This is a genomic window from Actinomadura sp. NPDC000600, assembly GCF_040492135.1.
Classification (GTDB): domain Bacteria; phylum Actinomycetota; class Actinomycetes; order Streptosporangiales; family Streptosporangiaceae; genus Spirillospora.
In genome coordinates this window covers 47,098-65,976 of the sequence record NZ_JBEUPD010000020.1, presented here as the reverse complement: position 1 = coordinate 65,976, position 18,879 = coordinate 47,098, and the positions used below count along the sequence as shown (strand labels likewise).

The following is an 18,879-nucleotide window of genomic DNA, read 5'->3' as shown; positions in this document are numbered from 1 at the left end:
CAAGCCATGCGGTCGGGGCGTGCGGGTCACTTCTTCTTGCGGCCCTGGAGTTTGTTCAGGTCGGGCATCTGGAAGCCGGGCGGGAGCTGGCCGCCGAGGCCCGGCGGGAGGGCGCCGCCGCCGAGGCCGGGCGGCAGGCCCTTCGGCATGCCGTCGGCCGCGGGCGCCTGCTCCTGCGGCCCCTTGCCGGCGGCGCGCTTGCGGGGGTCGCCGCTGCGCTGCTTGCCCTTCTTGTTCTTGGCCGCCTTCGCGGCCTTGGTCGCCTTGCGGCGGCCGCCGGGCATGCCGGGCAGGCCCATGCCGCCGGCCATCTGCCGCATCATCTTCTGCGCGTCGAAGAACCGGGTGACCAGGCTGCTGACCTCGCCGACGCCGACGCCGGAGCCCTTGGCGATGCGGGCCCGCCGCGAGCCGTTGATGATCTTCGGCTGGGCGCGCTCCTGCGGGGTCATCGAGCGGATGATCGCGGCGATGCGGTCGAGGTCGCGGTCGTCGATCTGGCTGATCTGGTCGCGGACCTGGCCCATGCCCGGCATCATCCCGAGCAGGTTCCCGATCGGGCCGAGCTTGCGGATCATCATCATCTGCTCGAGGAAGTCCTCGAGGGTGAAGTCCTCGCCCGAGGCGAACTTGGAGGACATCTTCTCGGCCTGCTCGGCGTCGAACGCCTGCTCGGCCTGCTCGATCAGGGTGAGGATGTCGCCCATGTCGAGGATCCGGCCCGCCATGCGGTCCGGGTGGAAGACGCTGAAGTCCTCGAGCTTCTCGCCCGTCGAGGCGAACATGATCGGGCGTCCGGTGATGTGCCGGACCGACAGCGCCGCGCCGCCGCGCGCGTCGCCGTCGAGCTTGGTGAGGACGACGCCGTCGAAGCCGACGCCGTCCATGAACGCCTGGGCGGTGTTGACCGCGTCCTGGCCGACCATGGCGTCGACGACGAACAGGATGTCGTCGGGGCGGACGGCGTCGCGGATGTCGATGGCCTGCTGCATCATCTCGGCGTCGATGCCGAGGCGGCCTGCGGTGTCGATGACGACGACGTCGTGCTGGGCGTGCCTGGCCTGGTCGATCGAGCGGCGCGCCACGTCGACCGGGTCGCCGACGCCGCTGCCCGGCTCGGGCGCGAACACCGGGACCCCGGCCCGCTCGCCGACGACCTGGAGCTGCTGGACGGCGTTCGGGCGCTGGAGGTCGGCGGCCACCAGCATCGGCGTGTGGCCCTCCTGCTTCAGCCAGCGGGCGAGCTTGCCGGCGAGGGTCGTCTTGCCGGCGCCCTGGAGGCCGGCGAGCATGATCACGGTCGGCGGGGTCTTGGCCAGCCGGAGCCGCCGGGTCTCGCCGCCGAGGATGGCGATGAGCTCCTCGTTGACGATCTTGACGACCTGCTGCGCCGGATTCAGCGCCTGCGAGACCTCCGAGCCGCGCGCCCGCTCCTTGATCTGGGCGATGAAGGCCTTGACCACGGGGAGCGCGACGTCGGCCTCAAGCAGCGCGATCCGGATCTCGCGCGCGGTCGCGTCGATGTCGGCCTCGGAGAGCCGGCCCTTGCTGCGCAGCGACGAGAAGACCGTCGTCAACCGGTCGGAGAGCGTCTCGAACACGTGTCTGGACCGTCCTTGGAAAGCTTCTGGGATCGCCTATCAGCGTATCGGGTCACCGGGTGAGCCCCGCCCCCTCCGATGATCCGGTCAGTGAAGGCTTTCGAGGACCCGGTCCCGGACGGCGTCCAGCGCGTCGGAGGCGTCCAGCGGACGGCCCTGGGCGTCCACCACGTAGAAGACGTCCACCGCCTCGGCGCCGAGCGTGTCCACCTGGGCGGCGCGGACCTGGAGGCCGCAGGACCCGAGCGCCTGCCCGACCCGCCACAGGAGGCCGGGGCGGTCGTGGGCCCGGACCTCGACGACGGTGGCGGTCCGCGACGCGTCGTCCACGATCGTGACGCGCGGCGGCGGCACCGTGACTCCGGGCCGGATCCGGACCGACCGCGCCCGCCGTTCGAGCCGCTCGGCCACGTCGAGGCGGCCGGCGAGCATCCGCCGCAGGTCCGCCTCCAGGCCGGCCGGATCCGGCGGCGTCCCGTACTCGGGGACGGCCGTGAAGTCCAGCACCGCCGTCTGGGCGGACGGGGCCGACGCTCCGGAGACGGACGGAGAGGAGACCACCCGCGCCGTCTTGACGGCCAGGCGGTGCAGGGCGAGGACGCCGGCGGCGCGCCAGAGCAGACCCGGCCGGTCCGGGGCGGCGATGGTGATCCGGGAGCCCGTCACGCGGACGGCGGCGCCGTCGTGGCGCGCCAGGGCGGCGTGGTCGGCGGCGAGCGCGGGGGCCGGCGGGGGCGTGCCGCCGGAGAGCGCGGCGGCGGCGCGGCGGGCGAGTTCGGCGACGAGCCCGGCCTTCCAGGCGCCCCAGGCGGCGGGGCCGGTGGCGCCGCCGTCCGCGGCGGCGAGGGCGGCGAGGAGGTCGAGGACCTCGCGCTCGCGGCCGGGCGCCTCGGACACGGCGGCGATGACCGTCTGGACGGTCACCGGGTCGTCGATGTCGCGCCGGGTAGCGGTCTCGGGGAGCAGCAGGTGGTGCCGGACGACGGTCTCCAGGACCCGGACGTCCGCCTCCGGGAAGCCGAGGCGGGCGCCGATGTCCCGAGCGACGACGGCGCCCGACTTGGAGTGGTCGCCCGGCCAGCCCTTGCCGATGTCGTGCAGGAGGGCCCCGATCAGGAGCAGGTCGGGACGGGCCACCTCGCGGGTCAGTGCGGCGGCGCCCGCGGCGGTCTCGACGAGGTGGCGGTCGACGGTGAAGCGGTGGACGGGGTTGCGCTGCGGGCGGTTGCGGACGCGTTCCCAGTCGGGCAGCAGCCGGACGACCAGCCCGGCCTGGTCGAGGGCCTCCCAGACCGCGATGGCGGCGGGCCCGGCGCCGAGCAGGGAGACCAGCGCGTCGCGGGCCGCGGCGGGCCAGGGGACGCGCGGCAGGGCGGCGTGCTCGGCGAGCCGGGCCACCGTGGCCAGGCCGAGCGGCAGGCCCGTCTGGGCCGCGGCGGCGGCGACGCGCAGGACGAGGGCCGGGTCGCTCAGATCGGCGTTCCGCGCGAGGACGACCTCGCCCTCGTGCTCGACGGCGCCGTCCCCGACCGGCCTGCGCTCCACGCCGCGCCGTCCCGTCCCCTGCGGATCGCCGGGCGGCTGCCGGTGCTTGGCCCTGGTGAAGTTGTCGACGCGGCGCCACAGGTGGGACGCCCCGTAGGTGATCGTGCGGGCGGCCTCGGCGATCGAGCGCTGCAGGACGTCGGCGTCCAGGAGCCCGAGGGCGCGCGCCACGGCCGCCTGCTCCTGGAGGACGAGCCGGTCGGTGGAGCGCCCGGTGACCTCGTGGAGCGCGTGGCGGATGTCGAGGAGCAGGTCGTGGGCGGCGCGCACACGGGCGTCCGGGGCGGAGGCCACCCAGGACGCGGCGACCGCGTGCATGACGTGGACGTCCCGCAGCCCGCCGTGGGCCTCTTTCAGGTCGGGTTCGAGCAGGAACGCCAGCTCGCCCTGGGCCTCCCAGCGTTCGCGGCACATCGCCGACAGTTCGGCGAGCCGGACGGGGGCGTCGGCGCGCCAGTCGGTGAGGACGGCGGCGCGCAGCTCGTCGACCAGGGCGTGGTCCCCGGCGACGCGGCGGGCCGACAGCAGGCCGAGGGCGGCCTTCATGTCGCCGCGCGCCACGGTCCGGGCCTCGGCGACGGTGCGGACGGAGTGGTCGAGCCGCAGCCCGGAGTCCCACACGGGGTACCAGACGCGGTCGGCGATCGCCGCGACGCCGGCCAGGCCGCGATGCAGCAGGACGAGGTCGAGGTCGCCGCCGGGCGTCAGCTCCCGCCGCGCGTGGCTGCCCACCGCGACGAGCGCCACCCCCTCCGGCATCCCCCCGTCGCCGGTCAGGAAAGCGCCGCTCTGCGAACCGCCCGTCTGCGAGCTTCCACTCGGGGAGCCGCCTGCAGGGCCGGCGCTGGGCAGGTCGTCGCGTGAGGTCTTGTCGTGCGAGGCGCCGGCCTCCGCGTCACCTTGCTCAGCGCCATCGGGTGCGGCACCACCGCGCGGGGCGGCCGCTCGCGGCGAGGGGGCGGGAGCCGAGTGGGGCGGGGCGGTGGCCAGGAGGGACGCCAGCCAGCGGTCCAGGGCCGCGGCGCGGGAGGCGCGGGCGGCGGCCAGGACGGCGCGGGCCGCCTCTCGGCTCGGGGCGCCGCCGGCCGGAGCGGGCACGGGGGCCCGGCCTCCGGCCGGCGGGTGGGCGAGGGTCACCGTGGCGGTCCCTAGAGGGCTTCCGGTCCGGTCTCGCCCGTGCGGACCCGGACGACGGTGTCGACCGGCACGGCCCACACCTTGCCGTCGCCGATCTTGTCGGTGCGGGCCGCCTTGACGATCACGTCGATGATGTCGTCGGCGTCCTCGGCCTCGACCAGGACCTCGACCCGCAGCTTGGGCACCAGGTCGACCTGGTACTCGGCGCCCCGGTAGACCTCCGTGTGGCCCTTCTGCCGCCCGTAGCCGCTGGCCTCGCTGACGGTCATCCCCTTGACCCCGAAGGCCTCCAGGGCCTTCTTGACCTCGTCCAGCTTGAACGGCTTGATGACCGCCGTGACGAGCTTCATCACTTCGCCTCCACCTTCTTCGCCGGGGCGGGCGGGGCGGGCGCCGCCGCGGTCGCCCCGGAACCGATGCCCGCGCGGATGGTGCCGAAGTCGTAGGCGGTCTCCGCGTGCGCCGTGCTGTCGATGCCGGCGGCCTCGTCGTCCTCGCTGATCCGGAAGCCCATCACCAGGTCGATCACCTTCGCGATCACGTAGGTGACGACGAAGGAGTAGGCGAGCGTCGCCAGGACGGCGACGGCCTGCTTGCCGAGCAGCGCGAGCCCGCCGCCGGCGAACAGCCCGTCGGCGCCGGCGTCGTTGACGGCGGTGGTCGCCAGGAGCCCGATCAGCAGGGCGCCGACGATGCCGCCGACCATGTGGACCCCGACGACGTCGAGCGAGTCGTCGTAGCCGAGCTTGTACTTCAGGCTGACCGCGAACGCGCACACGGCACCGGCGACCAGGCCGAGGACGAGGGCGCCGAGCGGGGTGACGAACGCGCAGGCCGGGGTGATCGCGACCAGTCCCGCCACCACGCCGGAGGCGATGCCGAGCGTGGTGGACGCCCCGTCGCGCAGCTTCTCGACGACGATCCAGGCGAACGCGGCGGCGCAGGTCGCGACGAGCGTGTTGATGAACGCGACGGCCGCGGTGGAGCCGGCCGACAGGGCGGACCCGGCGTTGAAGCCGAACCAGCCGAACCACAGCAGCCCGGCGCCGAGCAGGACGAACGGCAGGTTGTGCGGCCGCATCGGCTCCTTCGGCCAGCCCTTGCGCTTGCCGAGCACCAGCACCAGGGCGAGCGCCGCGACGCCGGCGTTGATGTGCACGACCGTCCCGCCCGCGAAGTCGAGCGCGCCGAGGTGGAACAGCCACCCGGACTTGCCGCCGTCCTGGCCGTCGGACCACCACACCCAGTGGGCGATCGGGAAGTACACCAGGGTCGCCCACACCAGGCTGAACACCACCCACGCCCCGAACTTGGCACGGTCCGCGACCGCGCCGCTGATCAGCGCGACGGTGATGATGGCGAACGTCGCCTGGAAGGCCACGAAGACCAGCTGCGGGATGCCCGTCCCGTCGTCGGCCGTCGCCGCGTTCTCCAGGCCGACCAGGCCCCAGTCGCCGAACCCGCCGATGAACGAGCTGAGCGGCCCGCCGTCGCCGAACGTCAGGGAGTAGCCGTAGACGACCCACGCCATGCCCACCACGGCGATGCTGACGAAGCTCATCATCATCATGTTGAGCACGCTCTTGGCCCGGCTCATCCCTCCGTAGAAGAAGGCCAGGCCCGGTGTCATCAGCAGGACGAGCGCGGTGCTCGTCAACATCCAGGCGGTACTACCGCTATCGATCTTCATCTCTGAGCGTGTCCCTCCTCGCCAGGAACCTCGAATGCTCAGAGACTCGGGCGCGGCCGTTTCGCCCGGTATGCCGCTAAGTTTCCGCGGTGTGAAAACCGTCCCGGACGTGTTTCACCGCTGTTTCCGAATCCTCACAGGCCTTTTTCAGCCGGTTCGGGAGCCGATTCCACCGGCCCGCGAGGCCGGAACCAACCGGTCCGCGAGGCCGGACCGGCCGGTCTCGCGGCACCGGATCAGTCGCCGAGGATCGCGTCCACGAACGCCTCGGGCTCGAACGGAGCGAGGTCGTCCGGCCCCTCCCCCAGCCCGACCAGCTTCACCGGGACGCCGAGCTCGCGCTGCACCTGGACGACGATGCCGCCCTTCGCGGTGCCGTCCAGCTTGGTGAGCACCACCCCGGTGATGTTGACGACCTCGGCGAAGACGCGGGCCTGCTGCATGCCGTTCTGGCCGGTCGTCGCGTCCAGGACGAGCAGGACCTCGTCGACCGTGGCCTGCTTCTCCACGACCCGCTTGACCTTGCCGAGCTCGTCCATCAGCCCGGTCTTGGTGTGCAGCCGGCCCGCCGTGTCGACGATCACCACGTTGACCTTGGTCTCGATGCCCTGCTTGACGGCGTCGAACGCGACGCTGGCGGGGTCGGCGCCCTCGTCCTTGCGGACGACCTGCGCGCCCACCCGCGTCGCCCACGTCTCCAACTGGTCGGCGGCGGCGGCGCGGAACGTGTCGGCGGCCCCCAGCAGCACCGTGTTGCCGTCGCCGACGAGGACGCGGCCGAGCTTGCCGCACGTGGTGGTCTTGCCGGTGCCGTTCACGCCGACGACCATCAGCACGGCGGGGCGGTCGCCGTGCGCCTCGGTGTGCAGGGAGCGGTCGATGTCCGGGCCGATCTGCTTGACCAGCTCCTCTTTGAGCAGCGCGCGGACCTCCTCAGGGCTGCGCGTGCCGAGGACCTGGACGCGCGTCCGCAGGTCGTCGGTGACCTGCCGGGCCACCGCCGTGCCCATGTCGGCGGTGATCAGGGTGTCCTCGATCTCCTCCCAGGCGTCCTCGTCGAGCGTCTCGCGCGACAGCAGGACGAGGAGGGTCTTGCCGAAGGCGTTCTGGGAGCGGGCGAGCCGCGCCCGCAGCCGCACGAGCCGGCCCGCGCCGGGCGGCGGCTTCTCGATCTCCACCGTGGGCCGCGGCGGCGGGACCTCCGTCGGCGGGGCCTTCTCGATCGTGGGGGCGCCGGCCTCCGCCACGTCGGCGGCGGTGGCGCCGCCGGTCCGTTCGGAGGGGCGCTCGACGGGCGGGCGCGGACGGGTCCGGCGCGGGCGCAGCAGCGTGACGCCGCCGATGATCAGCGCGAGCACGGCCAGCGCGACGATGACGATCACAAATTCCATAACGCCCCCAGTTTTCCAGACGAGCACTCCCGCGCGAACACGCTGCGCCGGGCCCGCCGATCATGCGGCGAGCCCGGCCGGGCGCGCAACCGCGCGAGACGCCGGGGTGCCCCGGTACCCGCACCGGGACGGTAGATCAGGCATTACCCCCAGGAAGGGATGCCCGTTCGGACGACTCCCACTCGTCCACGTTGCGGAGGAGGGCCTCCAGATAGGAGCGCAGGTGGGTGCGGTAGACGTCGCTGTAGGTGCGCAGGTAGGCGATCTCGCGTTCCATGGCGAGGCGCTCGTCGTCCGGGAGGGGCGCCGGGCTCGACGCGGGCGCGGGCGCGGCCTTCGACTCGGCCGCGCGGACGGCCGCGTCGGCCACGGCGGCGGCCTTGCGGTGGGCCTCCTCCAGCATCTGCTCCGCGCGGCCCTTGGCGTCGGACAGGATCGCCTCCCGGTGCAGCCTCGCCTCGTGTGCCAGTTCCCTGGTGTAGCGCTCGGCGTCCGCCACGTACAGGTCGGCGGTCTGCTGAGCCTGCGACAGGATGCGGACGGCCTGGAAGTGGGCGTCCTCGGGCGCCATCACGCCGCGGGAGCCAGAAGAGGCCTGGGCGCGCAGCCGGTTCACCTCCTCGGCGAGCGCGGCCTTGTCGTTGAAGATCTGGACGAGTTCGCGCTCCACGTACTGCAGGAAGTTGCGGACCTGCTCCTCGTCGTACCCGCGGCGCCCGAGGGCGGCCCGGGCGAACACCACCGAGTGGAGCTCGCCCGGGGTCAGCCGCGAGCCCTCGGAGACGACCGGAAGGTTCGGGGAGTTCAAGGCGCTCACCTCTGTGCGTCGGCGAAGGTTTCGAGGCGGATGCGGTCACGGGGGACGCCGAGCCGCGTCAGCTGCTCGACGGTGTGCCCGACCATGACCGACGGCCCGCACACGTAGGCGTCGTGGCCGTCCCACGGGCCGCGCCTGGCGACCACGTCGGACAGGTTGCCGTGCTCGACCCCGTCGTCCCCCGACTGGAGCAGCGAGGAGAACCCGTGCCCGCCCGGCTCGTCCGAGACGGCCGGGACGACGGTGAGCCAGGGGAACCCGCCCGCCAGCTTGGTCAGGTCCTCGAGGTCGTAGAGGCCGTCGCGGCTGCGGGCGCCGAAGAACAGGTGCACGCGCGGCGGGACGGTCCGGCGGGAGATCTGCTCCAGGATCGCCTTGAGCGGCGCGAGGCCGGTGCTGCCCGCGACGAGCAGGACGTCCCGCGGGGAGCTCTCGTCCAGCGTGAGCGTGCCGATGGGGGCGCCCATGCGGACGCGGTCGCCGGTCTGGGTGCCGCGCACCAGCACGGGGCTCACCGGTCCCCCGTCCACCAGCCGGACGTGGAAGTCGACGGTGTGGTCGGGACGAGGCGCGTTCGCCATCGAGTAGTACCGCCAGTGCCGCAGCCGGGACGGCACCTCCAGCGCGACGGACTGGCCCGGCACGTACGGCAGGGGCCGGTCGGGCTGGACGCGCAGGACGCTGATGTCGAAGCGGCGCCGCTCGACGGCGACGACCTGGCCGTTCCACCAGGCGGGCGTGCTGAGGGCGTTCTCGTCGGCGGCCTCAAGCATGACCTTGGCGACGAGGGTGTAGGCGGCGTTCCAGTCGCTTTCGAGGTCGTCGTTCCAGGCCGGCCCGGAGTAGTGCCGCAGCGTGGTCAGGAGGCTGGCCCCGACATGCGGGTAGTGCTCGGCCACGATGCCGAACCGGCGGTGGTCCCGGCCGAGCTGCTGGAGGAACGGGACGAGGTCGGCCAGGTCGTCCACCTGGGAGACGATGTGCCCGAGGGCGCGCAGCAGCTTGTCGCGCTGGCCGCTCATCCCGATCGGGAACATGTCGCGCAGGTGGGGGTTGCGCACGAAGAGGTCGGAGTAGAAGAACAGCGCGACCGCGTCGCCCTGCTCGGCGACGTGCGCGAAGCTGTCCTTGAGTCGCTGGGCGTCCACGGATCAGGCGACGGGTTCCGCCGCGGCCTCCGTCATGACCTTGGCGACGACGCCGTAGGCGGCCGTCCAGTCGCTCTCGAGCTCGGGGCTCCACTGCGGGCCGCTGAAGTAGGCGAGGGTGGCGAGCAGGCTGGCGCCGACGGGGGCGTAGTGCTCGGCGAGGACGCCGAAGCCGTGGTGGCGGCGTCCGAGGTCGGTGAGGAAGGGGACGAGCGCGTCGGGGTCGTCCACCGTCGAGACGATCTGGGACAGCGCCGCCAGCAGCACCTCGTGCTGCTTGGCCATCGCGGCGGGGAACATCGGCCTGAGCTGGGGATCCCGCGCGAAAAGGTCGGCGTAGAAATATTCGGCGACGTCCAGGCCGTTCGCGGCCACCAGGGCGAAATTGTCTTTGAGTTTCCGCGGATCCACGGGCAGCACCTCTCCGGCGGTTCTCGGTACGGACGAGGGGAGTCCGATGTGGGAGCCGGAGAACCGCAGGTGCATATGGGTAGTGGATTGGCCGGGGGCACACAAGTCCGCCAGCGTCGCCGGATCATCACGGTCGGTGCACGTCGATCCCGCCGATTACGCGTCACCGGCGCGGATGCGAAGTCGCCAATCGGCTATAGGTCGGGGGAAGAAGCCCGGGATCGGATCCGGCACTCCGCCCGAAATGTGAGCGCTGGGCGATGTCACGTTCCATGGGAGAATGTGACGCGCATCACGGTGAATGGCGTTCGGTCCCGCGCCGGGCAGCGGGACCTCGGGGGCGCCGGGTGCCGCGTGCCCCTGTTCCCGCGGCATCCGGCGCGCCCCTCCAGCCGCCGGCGGACGGTTTCCGGCGGTTTCGGCGAGGGTTCGGCAGGTCGCCTGGACCGGCCGACCGCCCCTGAAGCGGCGGATGTTCAGCGTCGCGGACGATGCTCGGCCGCCATCGATCTCACGCTTTCTCGCGCGAAATTGATTCGCCGGACCGCCCCGCTTTCCTTCGACTCGATCCGGGGTCGCAAGGCCGCTTTCTTCCGCCCGCACGACCCGAGGAATTCGACCGAGAAAATGGCGGTCGCGCCTTGGAAAGCAGTCCGGACGGGTGTCCAGATTCCCTGACCGGACGACGCCGTGTCCACTGGCCGATCTCCGGTCAAGGCATTAATCTTCGGCTGGCCGTCTGATCTGTCGGAACGGCGGCGCTCTGACGATGAGCCGACACCCACACCCGAGGAAGGCACCCGATGACCCACCGGTTCACCGCCCGCACCGGCGGCGCGCTCACCGCCGCGGCGCTCGCGGCGGCGTTCTTCACGGCGGGCTGCGGCGGCGAGAACGGCGACGGAGAGGTCGGCGGGGACGGCGGCGCGGTGTCCCGGCCGCCGTCCCCGTCGCCCTCGGAGACCGCGCAGGAGTCCGACCCGAGCGCCCGGGAGGGGATCGAGGGCGCGCGGGCCGCGCTCCAGGCGTTCCTGCGCGGCCAGGCCGCCGGTGACGACGCGGTGTGCCGCTACGTGGCGCAGGGCGGCGACTTCCTCCGCGGTCCCGCGCTCCGCGGCGACTGCCCGGCCGGCGTGCGCAGCACGCCGCACTGGCTCCGGCCGCGGGAGCGGGAGGCGCTCCGCACCGTGATCGTGAAGGGCGGGCGGCTGTCGGGCGGCAGGGCGGTCATCCCCTTCTCCGCCCTGCACTGGACGAGCGGCTCCATGACGGAGAGGACCCTTCAAGGCGAGTTCACCCTGCGCCGCAACGGAGAGGTCTGGCAGATCGTCGAATGACATCGGGCGCCGCACTGGTCAAGGCCGGCAAAAGCATGATCTCCTTCGGACGGCGCACCGGAGGAAGAGCCGCCGGAAATGCGCCGTCATTCATGGAATCCGTTCGCCGGAAACGCTATTCGATCTTCAGCGGGCACCCCTAGGGCCCTAGGGCCCAACCGGAGGCGGCCGGGGACCCCAACCACGAACGTGCAGCTCAGCCAGGGGGAGGGAGCCCGAGCCAGGTCACGATGGCCGTCGCCCGGTTCGGCGCGCCGAGCTTCGCATAAATGCGGTTGATGTAGTTCTTGACGGTCTTCTCGGTGACGAATAGCGTGGCCGCGATCTCCTGGTTCGGGTGCCCGCGCACGATCAGATTCATGACCTGGGCCTCGCGGGAGGAAAGGCCGAAACGCGCACGCTGCTCGGCCGGATCGGCCGCGCGCGCCGCGGGGGTGTCGGCCCGCACGGCGTCGATGAGCGCGGCGCCGGCCGCGTGCGAGAGGGGGTGGGCCCGGTGCCGGACGGTGTCCCGGATCGCCGCGGCGAGCTCGTCCACGGTGAAGGTGTTGTGCACGAGGTAGCCGACGGCGCCGTTGCGGACGGCCGACAGAACGACCTCGGGCTCCTCCACCTGGGTCAGCATGATCACGCGGCTGATCCGGCTCAGCGCGGCGGCGGCGCTCACCCCGTCCGAGCGCGGCATCCGGACGTCGAGCAGGACCACGTCGGGCACCAGCCGCCGGGCCAGCTCCTCGGCCTCGTGGCCGTCGCCCGCCTCGCCCACCACCTCGATGTCGCCGGCGGCCTCCAGCGCGGAGGTGAGTCCGGCGCGGATGAAGGGGTTGTCGTCCACGACCATGACGCGGTAGCGGCCGGGCTCGCCCTCGACGGGCTCGTCCATCAGCCACCCCCGAGCGCGGCCCGCGCGGGCTCGGGGTCCGGGTCCGCCGCCGGCATCGACGCCGTGATCTCGGTGCCGCCGCCCGGGATCGAGCGCACCGCCAGCCGGCCGCCCGCCCGCGCGGCCCGCTCGTGCATGCCGACGAGGCCGTAATGGCCGCCGCCGGAGAGTACGTCCAGCCGGCCGGGGTCGTCCGGCCGTTCGGGCATGCCCTTGCCGTCGTCCCGCACGCGCACCTCCAGGTCGCCGCCGACGACCGCGGCGACGATGGCGACGCTGGACGCGTGCGCGTGCCGCCGCACGTTCTCCAGCGCCTCTCTCACGATCGTGACCATCTCGCGCCGCCGCGGCGCCGGGAGGTCCGCGCCCGCTTCGGCGTCCACTCGCACCGGGACGCCGGTGCGGTCCTCCCACTCCCCCGCCAGCCTCCGCAGGGCGTCGCCCAGCGAGACGCCGGCCGGGTCGTCGCGCAGCCCGGCGATGAGCGAGCGCGCCTCGCGGATGGCGACCCGGGCCGCGTCGGCGATCCGCCGCGCCTCGGCCTCGGCGCGGTCGGGGGACCTGCGGACCCAGGCGGGCAGGCTGTTCGCCGACATGGCGATGCCCGAGAGCGTCCCGGCCAGCGAGTCGTGCATGTCGCGGGCCAGCCGGGTCCGCTCCTCGGCGGCCATCGCCTGCGCCTCCGCCCGCCAGCGCGCCTCCTCGGCGGCGGCGTGCTCGTCGAACAGGCGGCGCAGCACCGCCCCGGCGAGCGCGGCGACCCCGTAGAAGACGGGCAGCATGACCAGCAGCGGCATGGTGGCGCCGCCGTCCTCCTCGGACGGCGCGTTGCGGTAGAGCGCCGTGTAGTACAGGACGGCCTGCTGGGCGCACAGCAGCGCGGTGACCGGCCACCGGTACAGCAGGCCGGCGAGACCCGCGGTCACCACGGTCACGAGGAAGTAGGGGCCGAAGATCCCGCCCACCTGCAGCACGGCGTAGCCGGCGAGCACGTCGAAGGCCAGCAGGGCGGGCTGCGCGAGCAGCCGCGGCACGACCTTCTCCCAGCCCGCCAGCACCGCGCCGGAGGCGACGGCCGCGAGGACGAGCACGCCGAGCGCCCAGGGGTCGCCGCGCACCTGCCCGTCCACCACCACGGTCACGCCGATGACGAGGACGCGCAGCTGCGTCAGAAGGACGAACGTGGCACCGATCCTGCTCTCCACAGAACGCCGCAAATCAGGTGGAACCGGTACACCGGAGCGCGGCATCGCGGCGGCCCCTCCCGTTGACGAGCGCCGAACTCTGGACGAGCGCCGAGCTCATGACCGGCGCTGAACTCATGACGCCATGGATCTGGTCAAAGACCACATAGGGAACATTAGTCATTCCGGCGGAGAAGATCGCTACGATGCCCCCGAGAACAAGCGTTCCCGTTCGCGGGAGGACACCGGTGCCGGCTCCGAGCGCGGTTCCGCGGCCGGAGGAGGCCCGCGGCCCCGCCGATTTCCTCGACCTGATGCGCCGTCTGCGGCAATGGTCCGGCCTGCCCCTTTCCGAGCTCGAGGACCGCATGCGCGCGGACGGCGCGGTCACCCCGTCCGGAATCGAGGGGTTCCTCCAGGGCGGCACGCCGCCGAGCCGGGACCTGACGGCCTCCTTCGTGACCGCATGCGGCCTTCCGCCGGACGAGCGCGAGCGCTGGCTGCTGGCCTATGACCGCCTCTGCGGCCCCTCCGCCGCCGTGGGGAACGAGAAGTGGTTCGCCGAGCTGCCCCCGATGAACTTGGACCTGGCGGCCGCAGCGGTGCCCACCGCGCCCACACCGGCTCCCGGCAACGGCTCCGAGCACCGCGCGGCGCCGCCGCCGCGTCCGTGGAACCGCAGGTCGGCTCCACGCGCGTCCGGCGGCCGGCGCCGGGTGTCGCTGCTCGTGGCGGCGCCCGCCATCATCACGATCGCCGTGGTGGCCTCGACGCTGCCAGGGGTGTTCGGCGGCGGGGCGGAGCCGCACCGGCCGCGGACCGCCCCGGGGACGTCCGGCGAGACCGCGCCGCCCCCGGGCGGAAGGGCCGCGCCGCCCCCGCCCGGCTGGTACACGGTCATGCCGCTGGCCTACGGCGACCGGACCGGCAACTGCCTGTCGATCCTGCCGGACGACCGGATGAAGCCGCGGCTGGCGCAGGACAGGTGCGTGGCGGAGGACCCGCTCCAGCGGATCCGGCTCGCCGCCGTCCCCGCCTCCGCCGGGACGTTCCAGCTGAGGGCGTACACGGCGGAAGGCCAACTGCGGTGCGCGACGCTCGACACCCCCGCCGAGCGCTCCCCGCTGCCCTTGGAGAAGTGCGGGGACGATCCGCGGCAGCGGTTCGGGCTGGCGCCGGTGGATGGGCCGGTGAAGGGCGGGCCGCTGTTCCGCATCGTCCCGCAGGCGACGGGCGGCGACGGCATGTGCGTGGGCATCGGCGTCCGGGAGGTCGGGGCGCTGGAAGCGATCCACACCGCGTGCGCCCGGTCCGGCGTGCGCGGCTACCTCTTCTCGCCCGCCGCGGCGCCGTAGCCCGCCCGGCGCGCGGTCAGTCGAGGTCGCGCAGGCGCTGGCTGACGACCTGCGTGACGCCGTCGCCGCGCATGCTGACGCCGTAGAGCGCGTCGGCGCCCTCCATGGTGCGCTTCTGGTGCGTGATGACGATCAGCTGGGACGACTCGCGCAGCTCCTCGAACACCGTGATGAGCCGCTGGGTGTTGGTGTCGTCGAGCGCGGCCTCGACCTCGTCCAGCACATAGAAGGGGGACGGGCGGGCCTTGAACACGGCGACGAGGAACGCGATGGCCACCAGGGACCGCTCGCCGCCCGACAGCAGCGACAGCCGCTTGACCTTCTTGCCGGGCGGGCGGGCCGAGACCTCGACGCCGGTGGTGAGCATGTCGCCCGGCTCGGTCAGTGAGAGGCTGCCCTCGCCGCCGGGGAACAGCCGCGCGAAGATCCGCTCGAACTCGCGGGCGGTGTCGTCGTAGGCGGCGGCGAACACCTGCTGGACGCGGTCGTCGACCTCCTTGACGAGGCCGAGCAGCTCGCGCTGGGTCTTCTTGAGGTCCTCCAGCTGGGAGGTGAGGAACGCGTGCCGCTCCTCCAGGGCGGCGAACTCCTCCAGGGCGAGCGGATTGACCTTGCCGAGCTGGTTGAGCTGCCGCTCGGCGGTCTTGGCGCGCTTCTCCTGGACGGCGCGCTCGTACGGGAGGGGCGGCGCGTCCTCGCCCTTCTCCGGGTCGGCCGGGACGAGCTGGTCGGGCCCGTACTCCGACACCAGCGCCTCGACCTCCAGGCCGAACTCCTCCAGGGCCCGCTGCTCGTACTGCTCCAGCCGCAGCCGCTGCTCGGCGCGGGCGACCTCGTTGCCGTGCACGACGTTGACGAGGCGTTCGAGGGTGGAGGACAGCTCGCGCACCTGCCCGCGGACGACCTTCAGCTCGGCCTCGCGCGCCGCCTTGGCCTGCTCCGCGGCCTCGCGGCGGCGCACCGCGGCGGCGAGGGAGTGCTCGATGCGCTCCAGTGCCGCCCGCGCGCCCCGCAGGACGGCCTTGGCGACCCTGGCCTGCTCCTCCCGGCGGGCGCGGCGCTGGGCGGCACGGGCGCGCTCCTCGCGCTCGCGGCGCGCGCCGCGTTCGAGCGCGTCGGCGCGTCCGGCGATGGCCTGGACGCGCTCCTCGGCGGTTCGGACCGAGAGCCGCGCCTCCATCTCCACGCTGCGCAGCTCCTGGCAGCTGGCGTTCAGCTCGTCGCGGGCCTCGGTGTCGTGCCCGGCCTCGTCGGCGACCTCGGCGGCCTCCTCCGCCTCGGCGAGCCGCACCGCGAGCTCCTCGGCCGCCTCGGTGTCGCGTTCGAGGGACTCCCCGGCCGCGTCGAGGGCCTTGGTCAGCCGCTCGGCCTCACCCCGCGCGGCCCGGACGTCGGCCTCCAGGCGCGCGGCGCGCTTGGCCTCCTGCGCGGCCTGCGCGTCGTACTCCCGCAGCCGCGCGCGGACGCGGTCGAGCGCGGCCTGCGCGTGGTCGACGCCCGACCGGGCCTCCCCGGCGGCGGCTTCGGCCGCCTCGACCGCGCTCTGGGCGGCGTGCTCGTGCTCCACCGCCGCGGCGAGGCCGTCGGCGGCGACGGCGGCGGCCGTCTCGGCCGCGGCGAGATCCTCGGTGGCCTGGTCGAGCGTCGCGCGCATCTGCAGGAGGCTCTGCCCGCCGCCCGCGGCGCCGCCCTGCGCCCAGTGCGCCCCGACGAGCTCCCCGTCCCGGGTGACGGCCCGCAGCGACGCCTCCCTGCGCACGAGCGCGGCCGCGGCAGGGACGTCGTCGACCACGACCACGTCCCGCAGCAGGTGCTCGAACGCGGGCCGCACGGCGTCCGGGACGGTGACCGCGTCGACCGCGTAGTCGACGCCGGCGACCCGCTCGGCCCGCGCCGGCGCCCCGCCGCCGACGACCAGCCCGGCGCGTCCGGCGTCGCGGGAGCGCAGCAGTGCGAGGGCGGCCTCGGCGGTGTCCAGCGATCCGACGGCGATGGCCTCGGCGGCGTTGCCGAGCGCGGCGGCGATGGCGGTCTCGTATCCGGACCGGACGTTCAGCAGCGACGCGACCGTGCCGAGCACACCGTCGAGCGAGCCGTCGGAGCCCGCCGCCAGCAGCGCCTCCCCGCCGTCGGCGGCGCTGGCGAGCGTCAGGTTCAGGGCCTCGATGCGCGCCTGGAGGGCCGCGACCTTCTTCTGCGCCGCCTGGTCGGCGGTGCGGGCCGCACCCGCGGCCGTCCGGGCCTCCTTCAGCGCGCGGCGCGGGCCGTCCACGGCGGCGCGGGCGGACTCGGCGGCCTCCTTGGCCGCGGCGAGCGCCTCCTGGGCGGTCTCGTGCTCGGCGGCGAGCGCCGGGTCCTCGACGACCTCGGCCTCGAACGCCTCGAACTCGGCCTGCGCGGACTCGGCGCGCTGCTCGGCCTCCTCCCGCGCCTGCGCGAGCCGCCCGATCTCCGACCGCCCGGCCTGCGCCTTGCTGCGCAGCGCCTCCACCCGGCCGCGCAGCCGGGCCAGCTCCTCGCGGCGGTCGGCGGCGGCGCGGGCGGCGGACTGCAGGCGGCGCTCCTCGGCGGCGAGGGCCTCCTCGGCCGCCGACCGCTCGTCCACGGCATGGGACAGCCCGTCGCGCGCCTCGTCCAGCGCGGCGCGGAGCATCTCCTCCTGCTCGCGGATCTCGGCGGCCTCGCGCTCCATGTCCTCGGGGTCGCGCCCGCGCCGCTCCTCCTCGCGCGCCTCGGCGGCGTTGCGGTGCCGCTCGGCGGCGAGGTCGGCGACGCCGCGCAGCCGCTCCTTCAGCGCCGACAGCTGGAACCAGGTGTCCTGGACCTGCGCGAGCTTGGGCGCCTGCTCCGCCTCCTCGGCCTCCAGGACGCCCTCGCGCTCCTGCGCCTCGGCCAGCGCCCGCTCGGTCTCGGTGCGCCGCTCCCGGATCGCGGCCTCGTCGGCGGCCTCCTGCTCCAGCCTCGTCCGCAGGGTGACCAGGTCGTCGGCGAGCAGCCGCAGCCGGGCGTCCCGCAGGTCGGCCTGGATCACCGCGGCCCGGCGCGCGATCTCGGCCTGCTTGCCGAGCGGCTTCAGCTGCCGCCGCAGCTCACCCGTCAGGTCTTGCACGCGCGTGAGGTTGCCCTGCATCGCGTCGAGCTTGCGGAGGGCCTTCTCCTTGCGCTTGCGGTGCTTGAGGACGCCCGCCGCCTCCTCGATCACCGCGCGGCGCCCCTCCGGCCCCGAGTGCAGGACGCGGTCGAGCTGCCCCTGCCCGATGATCACGTGCATTTCGCGGCCGATGCCGGAGTCCGACAGCAGCTCCTGGATGTCCAGCAGCCGGCACGAGTCGCCGTTGATCGCGTACTCGCTCGACCCCGACCGGAACATCAGCCGGCTGATCGTGACCTCGGTGTAGTCGATCGGCAGCGCGCCGTCGGAGTTGTCGATCGTCAGCACGACCTCGGCGCGCCCCAGCGGCGCCCGGTTGGCCGTCCCGGCGAAGATGACGTCCTCCATCTTGCCGCCGCGCAGCGACTTGGCGCCCTGCTCCCCCATCACCCACGCCAGCGCGTCCACGACATTGGACTTGCCGGACCCGTTGGGCCCCACGACGGCGGTGATCCCCGGCTCGAACTTGAGCGTGGTGGAGGACGCGAAGGACTTGAAGCCGCGCAGCGTCAGAGTCTTGAGATACACGCGCTAGCCGTCCCCCTCCAGTGCCCACACCGAGAACATCGAACAATACCGGGAGCACCACCCACGAGCACGGCACTCGCCCACCAGCCCAAGGCGGCGCCCCACAACGGTGACCGGGAGACCGGAGAAAGGAGAACAGGGCGATCAGAACAACACCGCCCGAGAGACGGACACCCGATCACCCACCGAGCCGCGCACCTTGACGGGCCCCGGCCACCACAACGACCGCCACCCCACGCGACTGCTCGGGCCCCGCGCTCGCGTCCGAAGGCAAGTTCAAGCAATGCGAAAACCTGGTCGCGCACGACCAGAGCGGTGCAGGCGCCCGCCCGTAGACCACGGCGCCCCGAGGGCCGAAGGGCCGAGGACGAGTCTCCGACCGCACCGACCTCAGCCCGCACCGCAACCACGCGACGACCTCAATGGTCGCGATCGCGTCCGAAGGCAGGTTCGAGCGAAGCGAGAACCTGATCGCGCAGCGAGCCGCAAGGCGAGACGAAGCGATGCCAGCGATCGCCCGCAGTGCCCGACGATGGAGGGCCGCCAGGCCCGAAGGAGGAGAGCACTGCAAACAACAGGCACCGCGACTACCTCAACCACCGCCGCAACCACGCGACGACCTCAATGGTCGCGATCGCGTCCGAAGGCAGGTTCGAGCGAAGCGAGAACCTGATCGCGCAGCGAGCCGCAAGGCGAGAACG

13 protein-coding genes are annotated in these 18,879 nt (G+C 73.6%); 2 read left to right on the top strand and 11 right to left on the bottom strand.

Features of this window, described 5'->3' with window-relative positions; genetic code table 11:
* Positions 1-26: 26 nt before the first annotated feature.
* The 8 genes from ffh to ABWI07_RS26820 all read right to left on the bottom strand — a co-directional run bounded on the left by ffh (position 27) and on the right by ABWI07_RS26820 (position 9,740).
* Positions 27-1,601, bottom strand: coding sequence for a signal recognition particle protein (gene ffh / locus ABWI07_RS26855; protein WP_149257801.1), 1,575 nt, complete (start codon positions 1,599-1,601; stop codon positions 27-29).
* Between the two features lie 87 nt (positions 1,602-1,688).
* A complete protein-coding gene (locus ABWI07_RS26850; protein WP_353820162.1) occupies positions 1,689-4,283 on the bottom strand; it encodes a [protein-PII] uridylyltransferase in 2,595 nt (864 codons plus the stop codon).
* An 11-nt stretch (positions 4,284-4,294) separates the two neighbouring features.
* Positions 4,295-4,633, bottom strand: a complete 339-nt coding sequence (locus ABWI07_RS26845; protein ID WP_149257802.1) for a P-II family nitrogen regulator — start codon at positions 4,631-4,633, stop codon at positions 4,295-4,297.
* Positions 4,633-5,973: an ammonium transporter gene (locus tag ABWI07_RS26840; RefSeq protein ID WP_149257803.1), complete on the bottom strand. Its 1,341-nt coding sequence runs from the start codon at positions 5,971-5,973 to the stop codon at positions 4,633-4,635. The genes ABWI07_RS26845 and ABWI07_RS26840 overlap by 1 nt, the downstream gene beginning before the upstream one ends.
* A 236-nt stretch (positions 5,974-6,209) precedes the next feature.
* Positions 6,210-7,364: a signal recognition particle-docking protein FtsY gene (gene ftsY / locus ABWI07_RS26835; RefSeq protein WP_149257804.1), complete on the bottom strand. Its 1,155-nt coding sequence runs from the start codon at positions 7,362-7,364 to the stop codon at positions 6,210-6,212.
* Positions 7,365-7,500: 136 nt separating this feature from the next.
* Positions 7,501-8,172, bottom strand: coding sequence for a DivIVA domain-containing protein (locus ABWI07_RS26830; protein ID WP_160160856.1), 672 nt, complete (start codon positions 8,170-8,172; stop codon positions 7,501-7,503).
* A gap of 5 nt (positions 8,173-8,177) precedes the next feature.
* Complete coding sequence (locus ABWI07_RS26825; protein WP_149257806.1) at positions 8,178-9,329, bottom strand: globin domain-containing protein; 1,152 nt, start codon at positions 9,327-9,329, stop codon at positions 8,178-8,180.
* 3 nt (positions 9,330-9,332) lie between these two features.
* On the bottom strand, positions 9,333-9,740 hold the full coding sequence (locus tag ABWI07_RS26820) for a globin domain-containing protein (protein WP_160160857.1): 408 nt from the start codon (positions 9,738-9,740) through the stop codon (positions 9,333-9,335).
* A gap of 803 nt (positions 9,741-10,543) precedes the next feature.
* On the opposite strand from ABWI07_RS26820, the gene ABWI07_RS26815 reads away from it, so the two are divergent.
* Positions 10,544-11,077 (top strand): hypothetical protein, encoded by a 534-nt coding sequence (locus ABWI07_RS26815; protein ID WP_353820161.1) that lies wholly within the window; start codon positions 10,544-10,546, stop codon positions 11,075-11,077.
* A gap of 196 nt (positions 11,078-11,273) precedes the next feature.
* On the opposite strand, the gene ABWI07_RS26810 is transcribed toward ABWI07_RS26815, so the two are convergent.
* Together ABWI07_RS26810 and ABWI07_RS26805 are read right to left on the bottom strand one after the other, a co-directional pair.
* On the bottom strand, positions 11,274-11,960 hold the full coding sequence (locus tag ABWI07_RS26810; protein ID WP_149257809.1) for a response regulator transcription factor: 687 nt from the start codon (positions 11,958-11,960) through the stop codon (positions 11,274-11,276).
* Positions 11,960-13,165 (bottom strand): sensor histidine kinase, encoded by a 1,206-nt coding sequence (locus ABWI07_RS26805; protein WP_149257810.1) that lies wholly within the window; start codon positions 13,163-13,165, stop codon positions 11,960-11,962. Before ABWI07_RS26805 ends, ABWI07_RS26810 begins: the two co-directional genes overlap by 1 nt.
* A gap of 227 nt (positions 13,166-13,392) precedes the next feature.
* Between ABWI07_RS26805 and ABWI07_RS26800 the strand changes: the two genes are divergently transcribed.
* A complete protein-coding gene (locus ABWI07_RS26800; RefSeq protein WP_353820160.1) occupies positions 13,393-14,499 on the top strand; it encodes a helix-turn-helix domain-containing protein in 1,107 nt (368 codons plus the stop codon).
* Positions 14,500-14,515: 16 nt separating this feature from the next.
* On the opposite strand, the gene smc is transcribed toward ABWI07_RS26800, so the two are convergent.
* Positions 14,516-18,178, bottom strand: coding sequence for a chromosome segregation protein SMC (smc, locus tag ABWI07_RS26795; RefSeq protein WP_353820159.1), 3,663 nt, complete (start codon positions 18,176-18,178; stop codon positions 14,516-14,518).
* Positions 18,179-18,879 lie beyond the last annotated feature (701 nt).